This window comes from Nonomuraea sp. NPDC049400, assembly GCF_044466425.1.
Lineage (GTDB): Bacteria > Actinomycetota > Actinomycetes > Streptosporangiales > Streptosporangiaceae > Nonomuraea.
The window spans coordinates 80,563-95,077 of record NZ_JBITMP010000021.1; the positions used below are offsets into that span (position 1 = coordinate 80,563).

Sequence of the window (14,515 nt, forward strand, 5' to 3'; positions counted from 1 at the left end):
GGAACGGGGCTGATATTGATCACTTCTACGACCGGCCCGCAGCCGGCCGACTTCGCCGACGTACGGGCCACCAACCTCGCGGTCGTGCTGCGGTTCGTCCGGGAGCACGCGCCCTGCTCGCGGGCCGACATCGCGGCCTCCACCGGGCTCAACAAGGCGACGGTGTCCAGCCTGGTGGCGGACCTCATCGACCGGCGGCTCGTGCGTGAGACGGGGCTGACGGAGAACCGGGTCGGCCGGCCCGCCACGATGCTGGTGCTGGACGGCTCGCCGTACGCCGCGATCGGCGTCGAGATCAATGTCGACTACGTGTCCGCCGTGGCCACCGACCTGGCGGGGGAGCGGCTGCTGACGTGGCGGCGCTCGTTCACGGGCGGCGACTCCGTCAACCAGGGAATGGCGGTTGTCGGCGCGATCGTCAGGCGCGTGGTCGGCCGCATGGCCAAGGAGGAGCGCCAGGTCCTGGGTCTGGCCGTGGCCGTGCCGGGGCTGGTCGACGTGCAGGGCACCGTACGCATCGCGCCCAACCTCGGCTGGCGCGACGCCGACCTCGGCGGAGACCTGGCCAAGGCCCTGCGCGATCCCGGCTTCCCCATCCAGGTCGACAACGACGCCAACCTCGCCGCCCTGGCCGAGCAGCGCTTCGGCGCGCACTCCGGGGCCTCCGACCTGATCTACCTCACCGGGGAGATCGGCGTGGGCGCGGGCGTCATCCTCGACGGGCGGCTGCGCCGCGGCCGCCTCGGGTTCAGCGGCGAGATCGGCCACGTCCAGCTCGACCCCGACGGACCGGCGTGCCACTGCGGGCGCCGCGGCTGCCTGGAGGCCATGGCCGGGATCGGCGCCGTGCTGGGCAAGGACCCGTCCCCGGCCGAGATCCAGGTCGAGATCGAGGAGTCCGTACGCCTGGCCCGCGCCGGCGACGCGGACACCCTGGCCACGCTGGAGTCGGTGGGCCGCAGCCTCGGCCAGGGAGTGTCCATCCTGGCCAACCTGCTCAACCCGGAGGTGGTGATCCTCGGCGGCTACTACGTCCCGCTGGCGCCGTGGTTGCTGCCCGCCGTGCAGGACGAGCTGGCCGACCGCGTGATCGCCGAGGAAGCCGGCGGCTGCCAGGTCGTGGCGTCGACACTGGGTCATGACGCGGCGGCGCTCGGCGGGGCCGCGAGGGTGCTGGACTCCATAGATTCAGGAAGATTGCCCCGAGTCCCTTGACCTCGGTCACGGGGGAGGGCACTCTTCAGTCAATCTATCGAAATGTCCGCGTAACTTCCCCAGGCCGGTCGTCGAAGCGCTTCGACACTCTCAGAGGGATGACCATGCAAGAACCCTTCCTCGACCCTGCGGTTCCGATTCCCGACCGGATCGACGACCTGGCGCGCCGGCTCACCCTCGAGGAGAAGGTGGGGCTGCTGCACCAGTACCAGGCGCCGGTCGAGCGGCTTGGCCTCGGCGCGTTCCGCACGGGCACCGAGGCGCTGCACGGGCTGGCCTGGCTCGGCCCCGCCACCGTCTTCCCGCAGGCCGTCGGGCTGGCCTCGACCTGGGACCCCGACCTCGTGCGCAGGGTGGGCGAGGCGACCAGTGATGAGGTGCTGGCCTTCCACCACAAGGACCCGGCGGGCGCCGGCCGCAACGTGTGGGCTCCCGTGGTGAACCCGCTGCGCGATCCCCGCTGGGGGCGCAATGAGGAGGGCTACTCCGAAGATCCGTGGCTGACCGGCGTCATGGCCACGGCTTATGCACGCGGACTTCGTGGGAGCGCTCCCGGAGTTCTCAAGACGGCCCCTACGCTCAAGCATTTCCTCGCCTACAACAACGAGACCGACCGCTGCACGACCTCCAGCAACCTGCCGCCGAGAGTGCTGCACGAGTACGAGCTGCCCGCCTTCAGGCCCGCCATCGAACAGGGTGTGGCCGTGGCGGTCATGCCGTCGTACAACCTGGTCAACGGCCGCCCGGCCCACCTCAGCCCGCTGATCGGGCAGGCGCTGCGCGCGTGGGCGCCCGACGACCTGCTGGTGGTCAGCGACGCGTACGCGCCGGGCAACCTCACCGCGCTCCAGGGCTACCACGACACGCTGCCCGAGGCGTACGCACACGCGATCAAGGCGGGGCTCGACAGCTTCACCCAGGACGACGACCGCTCCGAGGCCACGCTCGGCCACCTGCGCGAGGCGCTGGCCAAGGGCCTGCTGAGCGAGGAGGACGTGGACCGGGCCGTCCGCCACGCGCTGTCGATCAGGTTCCGGCTGGGTGAGTTCGACCCGGCGACGCCGTACGACGACATCAACGGCAACGTGGTCAACTGCCCCGAGCACCAGGCGCTGGCCAGGGAGGCGGCGCGGCGCTCGTTCGTGCTGCTGAAGAACGACGGTGTGCTGCCGCTCGAAGGCGTGACGAAGATCGCGGTGATCGGGCAGCTCGGCGACGCGCTCATGGAGGACTGGTACAGCGGCACCCTCCCGTACGCGGTCACCGCCCGCCAGGGGCTGGTCGAGCGGTGCGAGGTCGTGTTCTGCGAGGCCGTGGACCGGGTGACGCTGTCGTCCGAGGCAGGGCCGGTGGCCGCCGATCCGGCGGGCGGGCCGCTGAGCGTCAACGGGGCCGAGCCGGGCACGTTCGACCTGTTCGACTGGGGCGGCGGCGCCTACGCGCTGCGGGCCGTGGCGACCGGCCGGTTCGTGTCGGTGGACGGCGTCACGCTGGTGAACGACCAGCCGGGGCCGAACGGGTGGGAGGTGCGCCAGACGTTCCGGATGGAGGAGCGGCCGCGCGGCACGCTCGCCCTGCGCCACATCTCGACCGGCTGCTACGTCGGCGCGGGCGACGACGGCGTGCTGCGCCTGGTGGACGACGCCGACCAGGCGGTCTGGCTGGCCATGGACGTGGTCAGCAGCGGCACCGAGCAGGCCGCCGGCCTGGCCGCCGCGGCCGACGTCGCGGTCGTGGTGGTCGGGGACCACCCGCTGGTCAACGGCCGCGAGACCGAGGACCGCATGACGCTGGCCCTGGCCCCCGCCCAGGACGCCGTGGTGCGGGCCGCCCGCAAGGCGAACCCCCGTACCGTCATGGTGATCTCCAGCGGCTACCCGCTCACCTGGACCGACGACGAGCTCCCGGCCGTGCTGTGGTCGGCGCACGGCGGCCAGGAGTACGGCCACGCGCTGGCCGAGGTGCTCTTCGGCGACGCCGACCCGGAGGGCCGCCTCACGCAGACGTGGTACCGCTCGGAGCAGGAGCTGCCTGACCTGCTCGACTACGACATCATCGCCTCGGACGCCACGTACCTGTACTTCCGCGGCGTCCCGCTCCACCCGTTCGGCCACGGCCTCAGCTACACCACCTTCGAGTACGCGGACCTGCGCGTGCACTTGGAAGGCGACGTGGTCAGAGCCGAGGCCACCGTGACGAACATCGGCGTGAGGCCGGGCGTCGAGGTCGTCCAGTTCTACACCCACCAGCAGCGCTCCCGCGTCAAGCAGCCGCTGCGGCGCCTGCGCGGGTTCGAGAAGGTACGCCTCGCGCCCGGCGAGAGCCGCGCCGTCACCCTGACGTTGCCCGTCTCCGAGCTGGCCTTCTGGGACGTGACCAGGGGCAGGTTCGTCGTGGAGAGCTCGTCGCACCAGCTCATGGTCGGCCGCAGCGCCACCGACCTGCGCCTGAGCGCCCGCTTCGAGGTCGACGGCGAGACCGTCCCGCCCCAGTCGGGGCTGCTGCGCGCGGCGGCGCACGACGAGTACGACGCGATCACGTTCGTGGACGAGACCAAGGTGGACGGCGACGCCGTCAGGTCCGACGCGGAGGGCGCGTGGCTCCTGTTCCGGCAGGTGGACCTCGGCGCCGCGACGACCTGCGTGGCGACGGCGGGCAGCACGGAAGGCGGCGTGATCACCATCCGCCGCGGCGACCCCCTCTACGGCGAGGCCCTGGCCACGTTCCCGGTGCCGAGGACCGACCGCTACGCCTATCACGCGGTCACGGCCTCGCTTCCGGTCGTGGACGGGGTGCACGATCTGTATGTGGTGTTCGAGAACGACGGGGTGACGCTGGCCCAGCTCGATTTCGGAGCCGGGGCTTGAGCGGGCGCACGGTCACGATCGCCCAGGTCGCCAAGCACGCGGGCGTGGCCGTCAGCACGGTCTCCTACGTGCTCAGCGGCAAACGGACGATCTCGGCCGACACCAGGCGGCGGGTGCTCGACAGCATCAGCGTGCTCGGCTACCACCCCAACGCCGGCGCCCGCGCCCTGGCCAGCAAGCGCTCCAACGTGATCGCGCTCGTGCTGCCGCTGCGGGCGGGCATGCACGTGCCCGTCCTGATGCGGTTCGCCAGCGCCGTGGTCACGGCCGCGCGCCGGTTCGACCATGACGTGCTGCTGCTGACCGCCGACGAGGGCACGGCCGGCATCCGGCGGGTGGCGGCGAGCGCGCTGGTGGACGCGCTGGTGCTCATGGACGTCGAGCTGGACGACCGCAGGGTCCCGCTGCTGCGCGAACTGCCCGAGCCGAGCGTGCTCATCGGCTTCCCCGCCGAGCCTGCCGGGCTGACGTGCGTGGACCTCGACTTCGCCGCCGCGGGCGCGCGCTGCGTGGAGCACCTGGCCGAGCGCGGTCACGAGGAGATCGCGCTGCTCGGCGCCCCTTCGGTGGTGTACGAGCGGGGGACGGGGTTCGCCCGGCGGACGCGCGAGGGGTTCGTGGAGGCGGTGGCGGCCCACGGGCTCAAGGGCGTCGCGCTGCCGTGCGAGGAGACGTTCGACGAGATCTACGAGACGGTGCGCGACCTGCTGCTCGACCACCCCGGCCTGTCCGGGCTGGTCGTGCACAACGAGGCGGCGGTCGGCCACGTGCTGGCGGCGCTGCGTCAGCTCGACCGGCGGGTGCCGCACGACGTGGCCGTGGTCGCGATCTGCCCCGACGACGTGGCCGAGCGCGCCGGCCCGCCCCTCACCTCGGTGCTGATCCCCGCGGAGCAAGTGGGCCGCGAGGCGGTGCGCCTGGTCATGGCGAAGCTGGAGGGCCGCGCGGTGCCGGACTCCACCCTGCTGGCGCCCCTCCTCGCCGTCCGCGCCAGCACCTGATACGAAACATCCCCCTTCGCCTCAAGATTCCGTAACGCAAGCAGGCGACTACGCCAAGCACTGCCCGTTTTTACGCTCTATGTGGTTCAGTGTCGCTTTCTTGGGCAGGGTGCCGGAGGCAAGGGGAGGAATGATGACTTCTGTGCAACCGGCGGCGACCGGCCAGATGGCCGGACGTCCCACACCGACGGGCTTGGCCGACGTCATAGACACGATCCTCGACCGGGGTCTCGTGATCGACGCCTACGTCAGGGTCTCGCTCGTCGGCATCGAGGTCCTCACGGTCGACGCGCGCGTCGTCGTGGCGAGCGTCGACACGTACCTGCGCTTCGCGGAGGCCGCCAACCGCCTCGACATGGCCGAGAGCGAGAAGGGCCTGCCCGAGGTCTTGGAGACCACGAAGGGCATTCCCAGCGGGGAACGCACCAAGAAGGTAGTCCAAGGGGTGCTCGAGGCTGCGGACGAGAAGCTGACCGACATCGTCGAGAGCCACGGCATGAGGAAGAAGGCTCCTCGCCGGCGCGAAGAGGAAGAGTGAGGGAGATGGCACGATCCACCAATGTTTCCGGGGCCTCCGTACCCAAGCAGGCCGCGCGCCGGAAGCAGAACATCGCCTCATACCTGTACGGGATCGTGCCCGCGGACCTGGAGCTCGCGCCAGACGATCGCGGGCTCGGCGACCCGGCCGGCGAGGTCCACCTCGTACGGCACGGCGAGATCGCCGCCCTCGTGAGCGATGTGAACGTGGACCAGCCCCTGGGCCGCCCGGACGACCTCCTGGCCTTTGAGCGGCTGCTCGACTCCGTCGCCGCCAAGGCGCCCGTGCTCCCGTTCCGTTTCGGCGCGGTGCTGGCGAACCCGGAGGCGGTCATGGAGGAGCTGCTCAAGCCGTTCCACGACCAGTTCCTCGGCGCGCTGCGGGACCTCGAGGGGCAGGCAGAGTACATCGTCAAGGGCCGTTACGTGGAGTCGGCGGTGTTGGGGGAGATCCTCGCGGAGAACCCGGAGGCCGCAAGCCTGCGCGAGGCCATCCGGGGCCGTTCGGAGGATCTGACCAGGAACGAGCGGATCAGGCTCGGGGAGCTCATCGCGGCCACGATCGAGGCCAAGCGCGATATGGACACGCGCACGGCGCTGGACGCGCTGGCCGCGCACTACTCGACGGCGGTCGTACGGGAGCCGTCGCACGAGCAGGACGCGGTGCACGTGGCCATGCTCGCCAAGACCGGCGAGCAGCGGGCGCTCGAGAAGGCGCTGAGCCAGCTCGGTGAGCGCTGGGAGGGACGGGTGAACCTCCGGCTGCTCGGACCGCTCGCGCCCTACGACTTCGTCGTCGCGCAGGAGCAGGGGTGATGACGCATGGGCCTGCTAGGGCTGGTTTTCGGGTGGCCGCTCGCGCCCTTCCGCGGGTTGCTCTGGCTAGCCGAGCTGTTCCAGGAACAGATCGAGAGGGAGACCAGGAACCCCGCCTCGGTCAGGCGGCACCTGGAGGAGATCGAGGCGGCGAGGGAGGCCGGAGAGATCTCCGAGGAAGAAGAGCGCCAGGCCGTCGAGCGGGTGCTCCAGCTGATGGCCACAGGGCGGAGGTAATCGCATGATCGAGAAGCGCCCCACGGCCACCCGGCCTCGCGAAGCCCGCGAGCCGCGGGAAGTCCGTGAGCCGCGGGAAGTCCGTGAGCCGCGGCCGCGGGAGTTGACCGCCGTGACGGCCGGTGAGTTCGGGCTCCGGCACATCGCCGACCTGACCACGAAGCAGGTCGAGGGGGTGACGGCCGTCCAGCCGGTCGAAGACGGCTGGAAGATCGGGATAGAGGTCATCGAAGACCGCCGCATCCCCTCCTCAGGCGACATCCTCGCCCTTTACGAGGCCGAGATCGATACGGAGGGGAACTTGTTGTCATATCGGAGACTACGGCGGTACCGGCGCTCCAACGCCGACATAGGTGAGGCGTTGTGACGTGGACAGAGTAGGAAGTGCCGCCCCTGTAGTGCGCCAGCCGTACGGGGGCGCCAGCCGCGAGCCCGCCAACCTCGGGGACATTCTGGAACGCGTGCTCGACAGAGGCGTGGTGATCGCCGGCGACATCCGGGTGAACCTGCTGGACATCGAGCTGCTCACCATCAAGCTGCGCCTGCTGATCGCCTCGGTGGACACGGCCAGGGAACTCGGCATCGACTGGTGGGAGCACGACCCGTGGCTGTCGGGGCGGGACCGCGAGCTGATCGAGGAGAACCGCCGGCTGCGCCGCCAACTCGCTGCGAGGGGCGAGGAATGACCGACTCCGGCACGTACGTGTACGCGGTCGCCCGCTCCGCCGTCGAGTGCCCTGACGGCGTCGGCCCCGTGCGTACGATCGCCGGGGCCGGCCTGGTGGCCTATGTGAGCACGGTGCCGCTGGCGGAGTTCGGGGAGGAGCCACTGCGCCGCTCCCTGGAGGACCTGGACTGGCTGTCGGTGACGGCCCGCGCCCACGACCGCGTGGTGGAGGCCGTGGCCGCCGCCACCCCTACGGCGCCGGTCCGGCTCGTCACCGTGTACGCGGGCGACGACCAGGTGCGCGACCTGCTGGAGCGGCGCAGGGACGACTTCCTGGAGGTGCTCTCCCGCGTCACGGGGCGCAGGGAGTGGGGCGTCAAGGCGTACGTGAGCCAGGGCGCGGCCTCCCCGGAGGCCAGGAATGGCGATGAGGGGGCGGCTTCCCCGGAGACCGGGGGCGGTGATGAGGCTGCGGCCTCCCCGGCGATCGGGGAGCGCCATGAGGCGGCGGGCTCCCCGGCGATCGGGGAGGGACATGAGGCGGCGGGCGGCAACGCGCGGAAGCCCGGAACCGCGTACCTCGAGCGCCGCCGGGCGAGCCTGCGCGGCCGGGAGCAGAGCCGTCGGCAGCTTGTGGGCCGCGCCGACCACATTCACGCGACGCTGTCGTCGCTCGCCGTCGCCAGCTGCCGCCATCGCGCCCAGGACCCCCAGCTCTCCGGCCGCAAAGAGGTGATGCTGCTGAACGGCGCCTACCTTGTGGACGAGGGCCGCGACGAGGAGTTCGCCGCGACGGCCCGCAGCCTCGGCGGGGAAGGCGTGGAGGTGCGCCTCACCGGCCCGTGGGCCCCGTACTCCTTCACGGTCATGGAGGCATGTTGAGACGTGACGTGGTGGCCGACGACCGGATCCCGCCCGAACGTGTGGCGCTCGTGGACCTGCTGGACCGGTTGCTGGCCGGTGGCGTGGTCCTGACCGGCGACCTCGTCCTGTCGATCGCGGACGTGGATCTCGTACGCATCTCGCTCCGTACGATCATCGTGTCGATCGAGGGGGATGAGGCCGCGTGAGCGTGGAAGCGCCGCGCCTGCGCATAGCCGCCGACTCGGAGACGATCGAGCGCGACCTGACCCGCCTCGTGCTCACCGTGGTCGAGCTGGTCCGCCAGCTCGTGGAGCGGCAGTGCGTACGCCGCATGGAGCAAGGGGACCTGTCGGACGAGCAGATCGAGACCCTCGGGGTGACCTTGATGCGCCTGGAGGAGGCGATGACCGAGCTGTGCGACCGCTTCGGCCTGACGCCCGAGGACCTCAACCTGGACCTGGGCCCCCTCGGCACCCTCCTTTAGCGCCTGTATCCGCTGACGCCGACGGGCACCCGGCCGTCCACGGCCCGGATGACCGGCTCGGCCCCCTCGGGCCCGAAGCCGCCGTACAGCTCGATCAGCTGCAGCTCACCGGCCATCGTGCCCGCCACCTCACCGGCGGCTGCCTCGTCGGGGACCGCCACGAACGTCGTCCTGCCGCCGTCACCCCGCTCGCGCACCACCACGTCAACCGCCGGATCGGCGCCTTCGTGCACGATGAGGAACGCCTCGGACAGCACCTCCCCGGCCTCGAAGCGCGCCTTGTACGAGGCCACGCCCGGCAGCGACTCGAACCCGTAGTAGATGGCCCCCACAGGCGCCTTCCCGCCGGCCGCCCGACCGGCCTCGGCGTGCCAGACCGCGCCGAACGCGCCGCAGAGCTCGACCTGGTCCACTCCTTCGCCGACCAGCCGGGACACCAGCTCGACCATCTGCCCCGGCTCGCCGACGGCCCGCACGCGCGTGCGGCCGTTCCCGTTCTGGATCGTCATGACGTCGGTCCACGGGTCGGCGTCGGCCTCCTCATAAATGATCACCTTGTCTCTGCTCATATTCGGGAGTCTGCTACCTCAACCAAAGTTGAGGTCAACCCCTGCACGGGTGATCGCCCACGCTCGTGGTCCCGCCACGCCCCGTCGATGAACTGGAAGTTCGCCGAATAGCCCTCTCGCTGGAAGCCGACGCGCTTGATCAGGCTCAGTGAGGGGGCGTTCGCCGGCTGGATGTTCGCCTCGATGCGGTGCAGCCCCAGCTCGCCGAACGCGTACCGGACCAGCAGCCGCAGCCCCTCGGTCAGGTAGCCGCGCCCGGTGGTGGAGGCGTAGGCGCAGTATCCGAGAGTGCCGTCCTGGCGCGTGCCCCGACGTACCGCTCGAAGGCCTCGTCGGTGGTGATGGGGTCGCCGGGCATCCAGCGGGCAAGCAGGTCGGTGCTCTCCCTGTTCAGAGCCAGGAATTCGGCGCGGTCCCGGTGGTCGATGCGGCGGATCCCGACGCGGGGTCCTTCGGCGAGGTAGGTCATTCATCGCTCTTGTAGCAATCCCGGCCAGGACGGGCACCGCCAGGAGCGCCCATCCCATTCGACCGGGAACGGCACGGCATGCGGGAGAGGCGCCCCCCACACCTGCCGGCCCAGCCCGCATAGGGCGCTGAGTCCGACGGTGAGGCTTCCCACGTGCCCTACCAGGGCCACCGTCTCGCCGGGGTGGGCGGTCGCGATGGACGCGAGGGCGGCGACGACGCGTGCGGCGACCGCATGCCCGTCCTCGCCGTCCGCCACCGCCTCGTCCAGCCTGCCGTCCACGATCCAGGCGCGCAGGACCTCGGCCGTACGCGCCCGGGTCGCCGGATCGGTGGCGCCCTCCAGCCCCCCGACACCCATCTCGACGAGCCCCGGCAGCGTCACCACCTCCGCCGGGCCGAGCACGTGCGCGATGATCTCGGCGGTCTGCCGGGCCCGGAGCGCCGTACTGGCATATATCCGGGTGATTCCCTCTGCCCGCAGCAACTCGGCCGCCTCTGCCGCCTGAGTCTGCCCGTTAGCTGTCAGCTCCGCCAGAGGCAGCGCCCCGGCGGCCCCGGCGACGACGTTCTCCGACTCACCGTGGCGCAGGCACAGCAGGCGGACCCGACGAGTCGTCACGATCGCCCAAGTCTCCGGAGCAGGACGCCGAGCGACGCGTCCGGTGTCTGCCCGGAGGTGTCGACGACGATGCGCTCGCGCTCCCACGGCTCGTATTCACGGTCGGTGACCTCCTGCCAGTCGGGCAGCCGCAGGTCAGGAATGTCGGTCGAGCGGGAGGTCACGCGGTGCCGATGCTCGGCCAGGTCGCTGCAGACCACTTCCACCTCGGCCACCGGCACACCTGCCCTGACCCCGACCTCCCGCCACGCGTCACGGGTGATGGCCAGGGGATTCACCGACTCCGCGATCACGCTCAGCCCTTGGCGCAGGTGCTCCTCGGCCAGGGCGTAGCCGACGATGTAGCCTGCGGGGCCGACGGGCCGGCGGGCCAGACCGGAGCGGACGATCGCCTGCTCGATGGTGTCGATACGCACGTGGACCGCGCCGAGGCGGGTGGCCAGGAGCCGGGAGAGCGTCGTCTTGCCTGTCGCGGGGAGGCCGCCGATGACGATGAGCATGGGTTTCATGCTGCCTGTATTACGCGAGGCCTGACAGTTGGCCACCGTGTCCGCATCGTTCAGCGCGCTCACACCCGTGGCATGCCGGACGAGGTGGGCAAGGCCCCAGGAGGCCGACTGATCCTCTGTGGCTCCGCGCTGGCCGTAATGCACACACTGGTGGCACCTGGCCAACGCTGGGGGGCTGGGGGTCGGGAGACCCCCAGACGGGGGTGTGGGGGGCTTGCCCCCACAGGTCACAGCCTGAGCTCTCTATCGCGCGTAGCGCGTCTCCGGGCGAGGACCTCGCCTTTTTTGGGGGTTCGAAAGGGGGGCTTGCCCCCCTTGGGAGGCGCTGCCCGGAGCTGATCCGCGCGTAGCGCCTCCCTGCGAAGGCCCATGCTTCTGGGCCCCTGGGGTTTACCAGTCGCCGCCGCCGAAGTCCCCGCCGCCGAAGTCGCCGCCGCCGCCGCCGAAGTCGCCCCAGCCGCCGCCGGCGTCCCCGCCGCCGAAGTCGCCGCCGCCGGCGTCCGCGTAGCCCTCGGCGTAACCGGCGCCGTAGCCGCCGTAGCCCCAGCCGCCGCTGAGCATGCTGCCCATCATGGTGCCGATGAACATGCCGGTCATGATGTCGCCGAAGCCGCCGTAGTAGCCGTACGCGTACGGCTGGTACGCCGGACCCGCGTCGTAGTACGGGCGGCGGTGGCCGTCGACCATGACCTCGCGCATCTGCGGGTCGAAGCCGCGCTCCACGGCCTCCGCGTCCATCCGGCAGGCCGGCACGTCGCGGAGCGCGCCGCCGGACGGGGCCCAGCGGACGTCACGGATGGACGGGCCGTGCTGCGGGTTGAAGAAGCAGGGGGCGCGCCGCTCCGGGACCGGCTCGTTGTTGACCCTGGCCTTCACCACGGCGAGCGCGTAGCGGCCGTCCTCGAGCGTCTGGGTGACGTCGCGGACCTGGTCGGGCCGCTGGACGGTGGCCAGCTGGGTCTTGGCCTTCTCGTAGGAGTCGAGCGCCTGCTGCCACTCCTCGATGTGCTTGCCGCCCTGGCCGGCGAGCGTCACGTCGGCGTCGAGGGCGGTGATCTCCTCGCCGAGCTTGGTGACGTCCTCGTCCACGGTCTGCTTGACGGCCGCCAGGTCCTTGGCCTCCTGGATGGCCCGCTTCTTCTTCTTGTTGCTGGAGTAGAGGAAGTAGCCGCCACCGCCGACCAGGACCAGCGCGCCCAGGGCCAGCAGCGCGGCGGTGCCGCCGGCGCCGGGGTTGGCCTGGCTGTCAGGGTCGAGCGCGGGGCCCGACTTGCCCTTGACGGCGGAGTCGACGCGGTTGACGAAGTCCTTCATCCCGTCAACGACATTGCCCGAGTTCGCGGTGACCGAGAGGTCGGCCAGCCGGCCCGCGACACCCGACTGGCGGATGGCGCTGGAGGCCGCGAACAGTGTCTGGCCGTCGAGCACGGCGATGGTGGCGCGGTTGCGGCCCGCGGCGACCAAAGCGGAGTTGAGCGAGCTCATGTACGGCGCAATGCTGGTGTTGTCCACCGTGCCGTCGGGGAGCGCCACAGCGTAGATCTTGCTGTCGGCCCCCTTCAACGCGTCATTGATCTCGTTCTGCTGGTCCGACGTCAACGGCGAGCCGGACACGACGTAGAGCGGATCCTTCTTCCAGTTGGACACCACCGACTGAGCGTCAGGGGGGGCCGCCGCGTTGGCGGCAGGGGACAGCGCAAGAACGACGATTAGACCGGCGATCAGAGCCGCGATCGCGGCCCCTGCTCGGCGCAGCGAATGGGTCATTGGCAGCAAGCCTCCTTCGCCCATGAGGACGAACGGGCGGTCGGCAAAGTTCCTCACTGGGCACGTTACCCGCAGGCGAGCTCGTAAGCGCACACCGTCGAGCAAGAGCCTGGAGCCATGGCTCGCCGTCAGGTGTCCTTGATCTCGCAGATCGTGGCGCCGGAGGTGACGCTCTGCCCGATCGTCGCCGAGAGCCCCGTGATCGTGCCCGACTTGTGGGCCGCCAGCGGCTGCTCCATCTTCATGGCCTCCAGGACGACGACCGTGTCGCCCTCGTTCACCACGTCCCCGTCAGTGGCGACGACCTTGACGATCGTCCCCTGCATCGGGCTGACCAGCGCGTCTCCGCCCGCCGCCGACGCCTTCCTGGAGCCGCCGCCCCGCCGCGGCGCCTTGCCGGGGGCGGAGGCGCCGGGAGCGGACGTGCCGAGCCCGGCGGGCAGGACGACCTCCAGGCGCTTGCCCCCGACCTCGACCGTCACTGTCTCGCGCGCGGCGGCCGGCCCGGAGGCGGCCTCCTGGTCGTACGGCGCGATCGTGTTCTCCCACTCCGTCTCGATCCACCGCGTGTGGACCGAGAACGGCGCGGAGACGAAGGCCGGATCGCACACGACGGCCCGATGGAACGGCAGGACGGTGGGCATCCCCGAGATCTCGAACTCCGCCAGCGCCCGCCGCGCCCGCTCCAGCGCCTCGCTCCGCGTCCGCCCCGTGACGATCAGCTTCGCCACCAGCGAGTCGAACGTCTGCGGCACCGTCATCCCCGCCTCGTACCCGGCGTCGAGCCGCACCCCGGGCCCGGAAGGCGCGCGCATGACGGTCAGCGTCCCGGGAGCGGGCAGGAAGTTGCGCCCGGCGTCCTCGGCGTTGATCCGGAACTCGATCGAGTGGCCGCGCAGCGCCGGGTCGCCGTAGTCGAGCGCCTCCCCGTCGGCGATCCTGAACATCTCCCGCACCAGGTCGATGCCCGCCACCTCTTCGGTGACCGGGTGCTCGACCTGCAGTCGCGTGTTCACCTCGAGGAACGAGATCGTCCCGTCCTGGCCGACGAGGAACTCGCACGTGCCGGCCCCGACGTACCCCGCCTCCTTCAGGATGGCCTTCGAGCTGGAGTAGAGGACCTCGACCTGCTCCTGCGACAGGAACGGCGCCGGCGCCTCCTCCACCAGCTTCTGGTGGCGGCGCTGCAGCGAGCAGTCGCGCGTGCTGACCACGACCACGTTGCCGTGGGAGTCGGCCAGGCACTGCGTCTCGACGTGGCGGGGCCGGTCGAGGTAGCGCTCCACGAAGCACTCGCCGCGCCCGAACGCCGCGACGGCCTCGCGCACGGCCGACTCGTACAGCTCGGCGACCTCCTCCAGCCTGCGCGCCACCTTGATGCCGCGCCCGCCGCCGCCGTACGCCGCCTTGATCGCGATCGGCAGCCCGTGCTCCTCCGCGAACGCGACGACCTCGTCGGCCCCGGAGACCGGGTCCTTGGTGCCCGCGACCAGCGGCGCGCCGACCTTCTGCGCGATGTGCCTGGCCTGGACCTTGTCGCCGAGCGCGGCGATGGCGGCCGGCGGCGGGCCGATCCAGATCAGGCCCGCGTCGATGACGGCCTGCGCGAAGCCGGCGTTCTCGGCCAGGAAGCCGTACCCGGGGTGCACGGCGTCCGCGCCGGCGCGGCGTGCCACCTCGATCAGCTTGTCGACGTGGAGATAGGTCTCGGCGGGTGACTGGCCGCCCAGCGCGTATGCCTCGTCGGCGACCTTGACGTGCAGGGCCTCGAGGTCCTGGTCGGCGTAGATGGCCACACTGCCGATCCCGGCGTCCTTGCACGCGCGCGCCACACGTACGGCGATCTCGCCGCGATTGGCGATCAGAACCTTCCGCACCGACTCGAAGTCCTT

General features: G+C 71.1%; 16 protein-coding genes and 1 pseudogene. 11 read left to right on the forward strand and 6 right to left on the reverse strand.

Annotation, left to right across the window (positions count from 1 at the left end; genetic code table 11):
- Positions 1-15 precede the first annotated feature (15 nt).
- From ACIBVN_RS30525 to ACIBVN_RS30575, 11 genes and pseudogenes are all read left to right on the forward strand, one after another.
- The gene (locus ACIBVN_RS30525; RefSeq protein WP_397142204.1) at positions 16-1,215 is read left to right on the forward strand and encodes an ROK family protein; all 1,200 of its coding nucleotides are present in this window, start codon (positions 16-18) and stop codon (positions 1,213-1,215) included.
- Positions 1,216-1,319: 104 nt separating this feature from the next.
- Positions 1,320-4,082, forward strand: a complete 2,763-nt coding sequence (locus ACIBVN_RS30530; protein ID WP_397142377.1) for a glycoside hydrolase family 3 C-terminal domain-containing protein — start codon at positions 1,320-1,322, stop codon at positions 4,080-4,082.
- On the forward strand, positions 4,079-5,083 hold the full coding sequence (locus tag ACIBVN_RS30535) for a LacI family DNA-binding transcriptional regulator (protein WP_397142206.1): 1,005 nt from the start codon (positions 4,079-4,081) through the stop codon (positions 5,081-5,083). Before ACIBVN_RS30530 ends, ACIBVN_RS30535 begins: the two co-directional genes overlap by 4 nt.
- 166 nt (positions 5,084-5,249) lie before the next feature.
- Positions 5,250-5,423, forward strand: a pseudogene (gene gvpJ, locus ACIBVN_RS30540) (gas vesicle protein GvpJ); the annotation flags it as partial.
- Positions 5,424-5,626: 203 nt separating this feature from the next.
- A complete protein-coding gene (locus tag ACIBVN_RS30545) occupies positions 5,627-6,436 on the forward strand; it encodes a GvpL/GvpF family gas vesicle protein (RefSeq protein WP_397142208.1) in 810 nt (269 codons plus the stop codon).
- Positions 6,437-6,442: 6 nt separating this feature from the next.
- Positions 6,443-6,673, forward strand: a complete 231-nt coding sequence (locus ACIBVN_RS30550; RefSeq protein ID WP_397142210.1) for a gas vesicle protein GvpG — start codon at positions 6,443-6,445, stop codon at positions 6,671-6,673.
- A 4-nt stretch (positions 6,674-6,677) separates the two neighbouring features.
- Complete coding sequence (gene gvpO / locus ACIBVN_RS30555) at positions 6,678-7,040, forward strand: gas vesicle protein GvpO (RefSeq protein ID WP_397142212.1); 363 nt, start codon at positions 6,678-6,680, stop codon at positions 7,038-7,040.
- Between the two features lies 1 nt (position 7,041).
- Positions 7,042-7,359, forward strand: coding sequence for a gas vesicle protein GvpJ (gene gvpJ / locus ACIBVN_RS30560; protein ID WP_397142214.1), 318 nt, complete (start codon positions 7,042-7,044; stop codon positions 7,357-7,359).
- Positions 7,356-8,222, forward strand: a complete 867-nt coding sequence (locus ACIBVN_RS30565) for a GvpL/GvpF family gas vesicle protein (protein WP_397142216.1) — start codon at positions 7,356-7,358, stop codon at positions 8,220-8,222. The genes gvpJ (ACIBVN_RS30560) and ACIBVN_RS30565 overlap by 4 nt, the downstream gene beginning before the upstream one ends.
- Positions 8,216-8,410, forward strand: coding sequence for a gas vesicle protein GvpJ (gene gvpJ / locus ACIBVN_RS30570; protein ID WP_397142218.1), 195 nt, complete (start codon positions 8,216-8,218; stop codon positions 8,408-8,410). Before ACIBVN_RS30565 ends, gvpJ (ACIBVN_RS30570) begins: the two co-directional genes overlap by 7 nt.
- The gene (locus ACIBVN_RS30575; RefSeq protein WP_397142220.1) at positions 8,407-8,688 is read left to right on the forward strand and encodes a gas vesicle protein K; all 282 of its coding nucleotides are present in this window, start codon (positions 8,407-8,409) and stop codon (positions 8,686-8,688) included. Before gvpJ (ACIBVN_RS30570) ends, ACIBVN_RS30575 begins: the two co-directional genes overlap by 4 nt.
- Here ACIBVN_RS30575 and ACIBVN_RS30580 read toward each other — a convergent pair.
- The 6 genes from ACIBVN_RS30580 to ACIBVN_RS30605 form a co-directional block, all read right to left on the reverse strand.
- Positions 8,685-9,257: a DUF6506 family protein gene (locus tag ACIBVN_RS30580; RefSeq protein ID WP_397142222.1), complete on the reverse strand. Its 573-nt coding sequence runs from the start codon at positions 9,255-9,257 to the stop codon at positions 8,685-8,687. The two genes, ACIBVN_RS30575 and ACIBVN_RS30580, sit on opposite strands and share 4 nt — an antisense overlap.
- Positions 9,254-9,784 carry a GNAT family N-acetyltransferase gene (locus tag ACIBVN_RS30585; RefSeq protein WP_397142224.1) on the reverse strand — a complete coding sequence of 177 codons (531 nt, stop codon included), beginning with the start codon at positions 9,782-9,784 and terminating at the stop codon, positions 9,254-9,256. The genes ACIBVN_RS30580 and ACIBVN_RS30585 overlap by 4 nt, the downstream gene beginning before the upstream one ends.
- Positions 9,727-10,347 (reverse strand): histidine phosphatase family protein, encoded by a 621-nt coding sequence (locus ACIBVN_RS30590; protein ID WP_397142226.1) that lies wholly within the window; start codon positions 10,345-10,347, stop codon positions 9,727-9,729. The genes ACIBVN_RS30585 and ACIBVN_RS30590 overlap by 58 nt, the downstream gene beginning before the upstream one ends.
- Positions 10,344-10,847 carry an AAA family ATPase gene (locus ACIBVN_RS30595; protein WP_397142228.1) on the reverse strand — a complete coding sequence of 168 codons (504 nt, stop codon included), beginning with the start codon at positions 10,845-10,847 and terminating at the stop codon, positions 10,344-10,346. Before ACIBVN_RS30595 ends, ACIBVN_RS30590 begins: the two co-directional genes overlap by 4 nt.
- A gap of 399 nt (positions 10,848-11,246) precedes the next feature.
- On the reverse strand, positions 11,247-12,623 hold the full coding sequence (locus ACIBVN_RS30600) for a hypothetical protein (RefSeq protein ID WP_397142230.1): 1,377 nt from the start codon (positions 12,621-12,623) through the stop codon (positions 11,247-11,249).
- Positions 12,624-12,751: 128 nt separating this feature from the next.
- Positions 12,752-14,500 (reverse strand): acetyl/propionyl/methylcrotonyl-CoA carboxylase subunit alpha, encoded by a 1,749-nt coding sequence (locus ACIBVN_RS30605; RefSeq protein WP_397142232.1) that lies wholly within the window; start codon positions 14,498-14,500, stop codon positions 12,752-12,754.
- Positions 14,501-14,515: the final 15 nt, after the last annotated feature.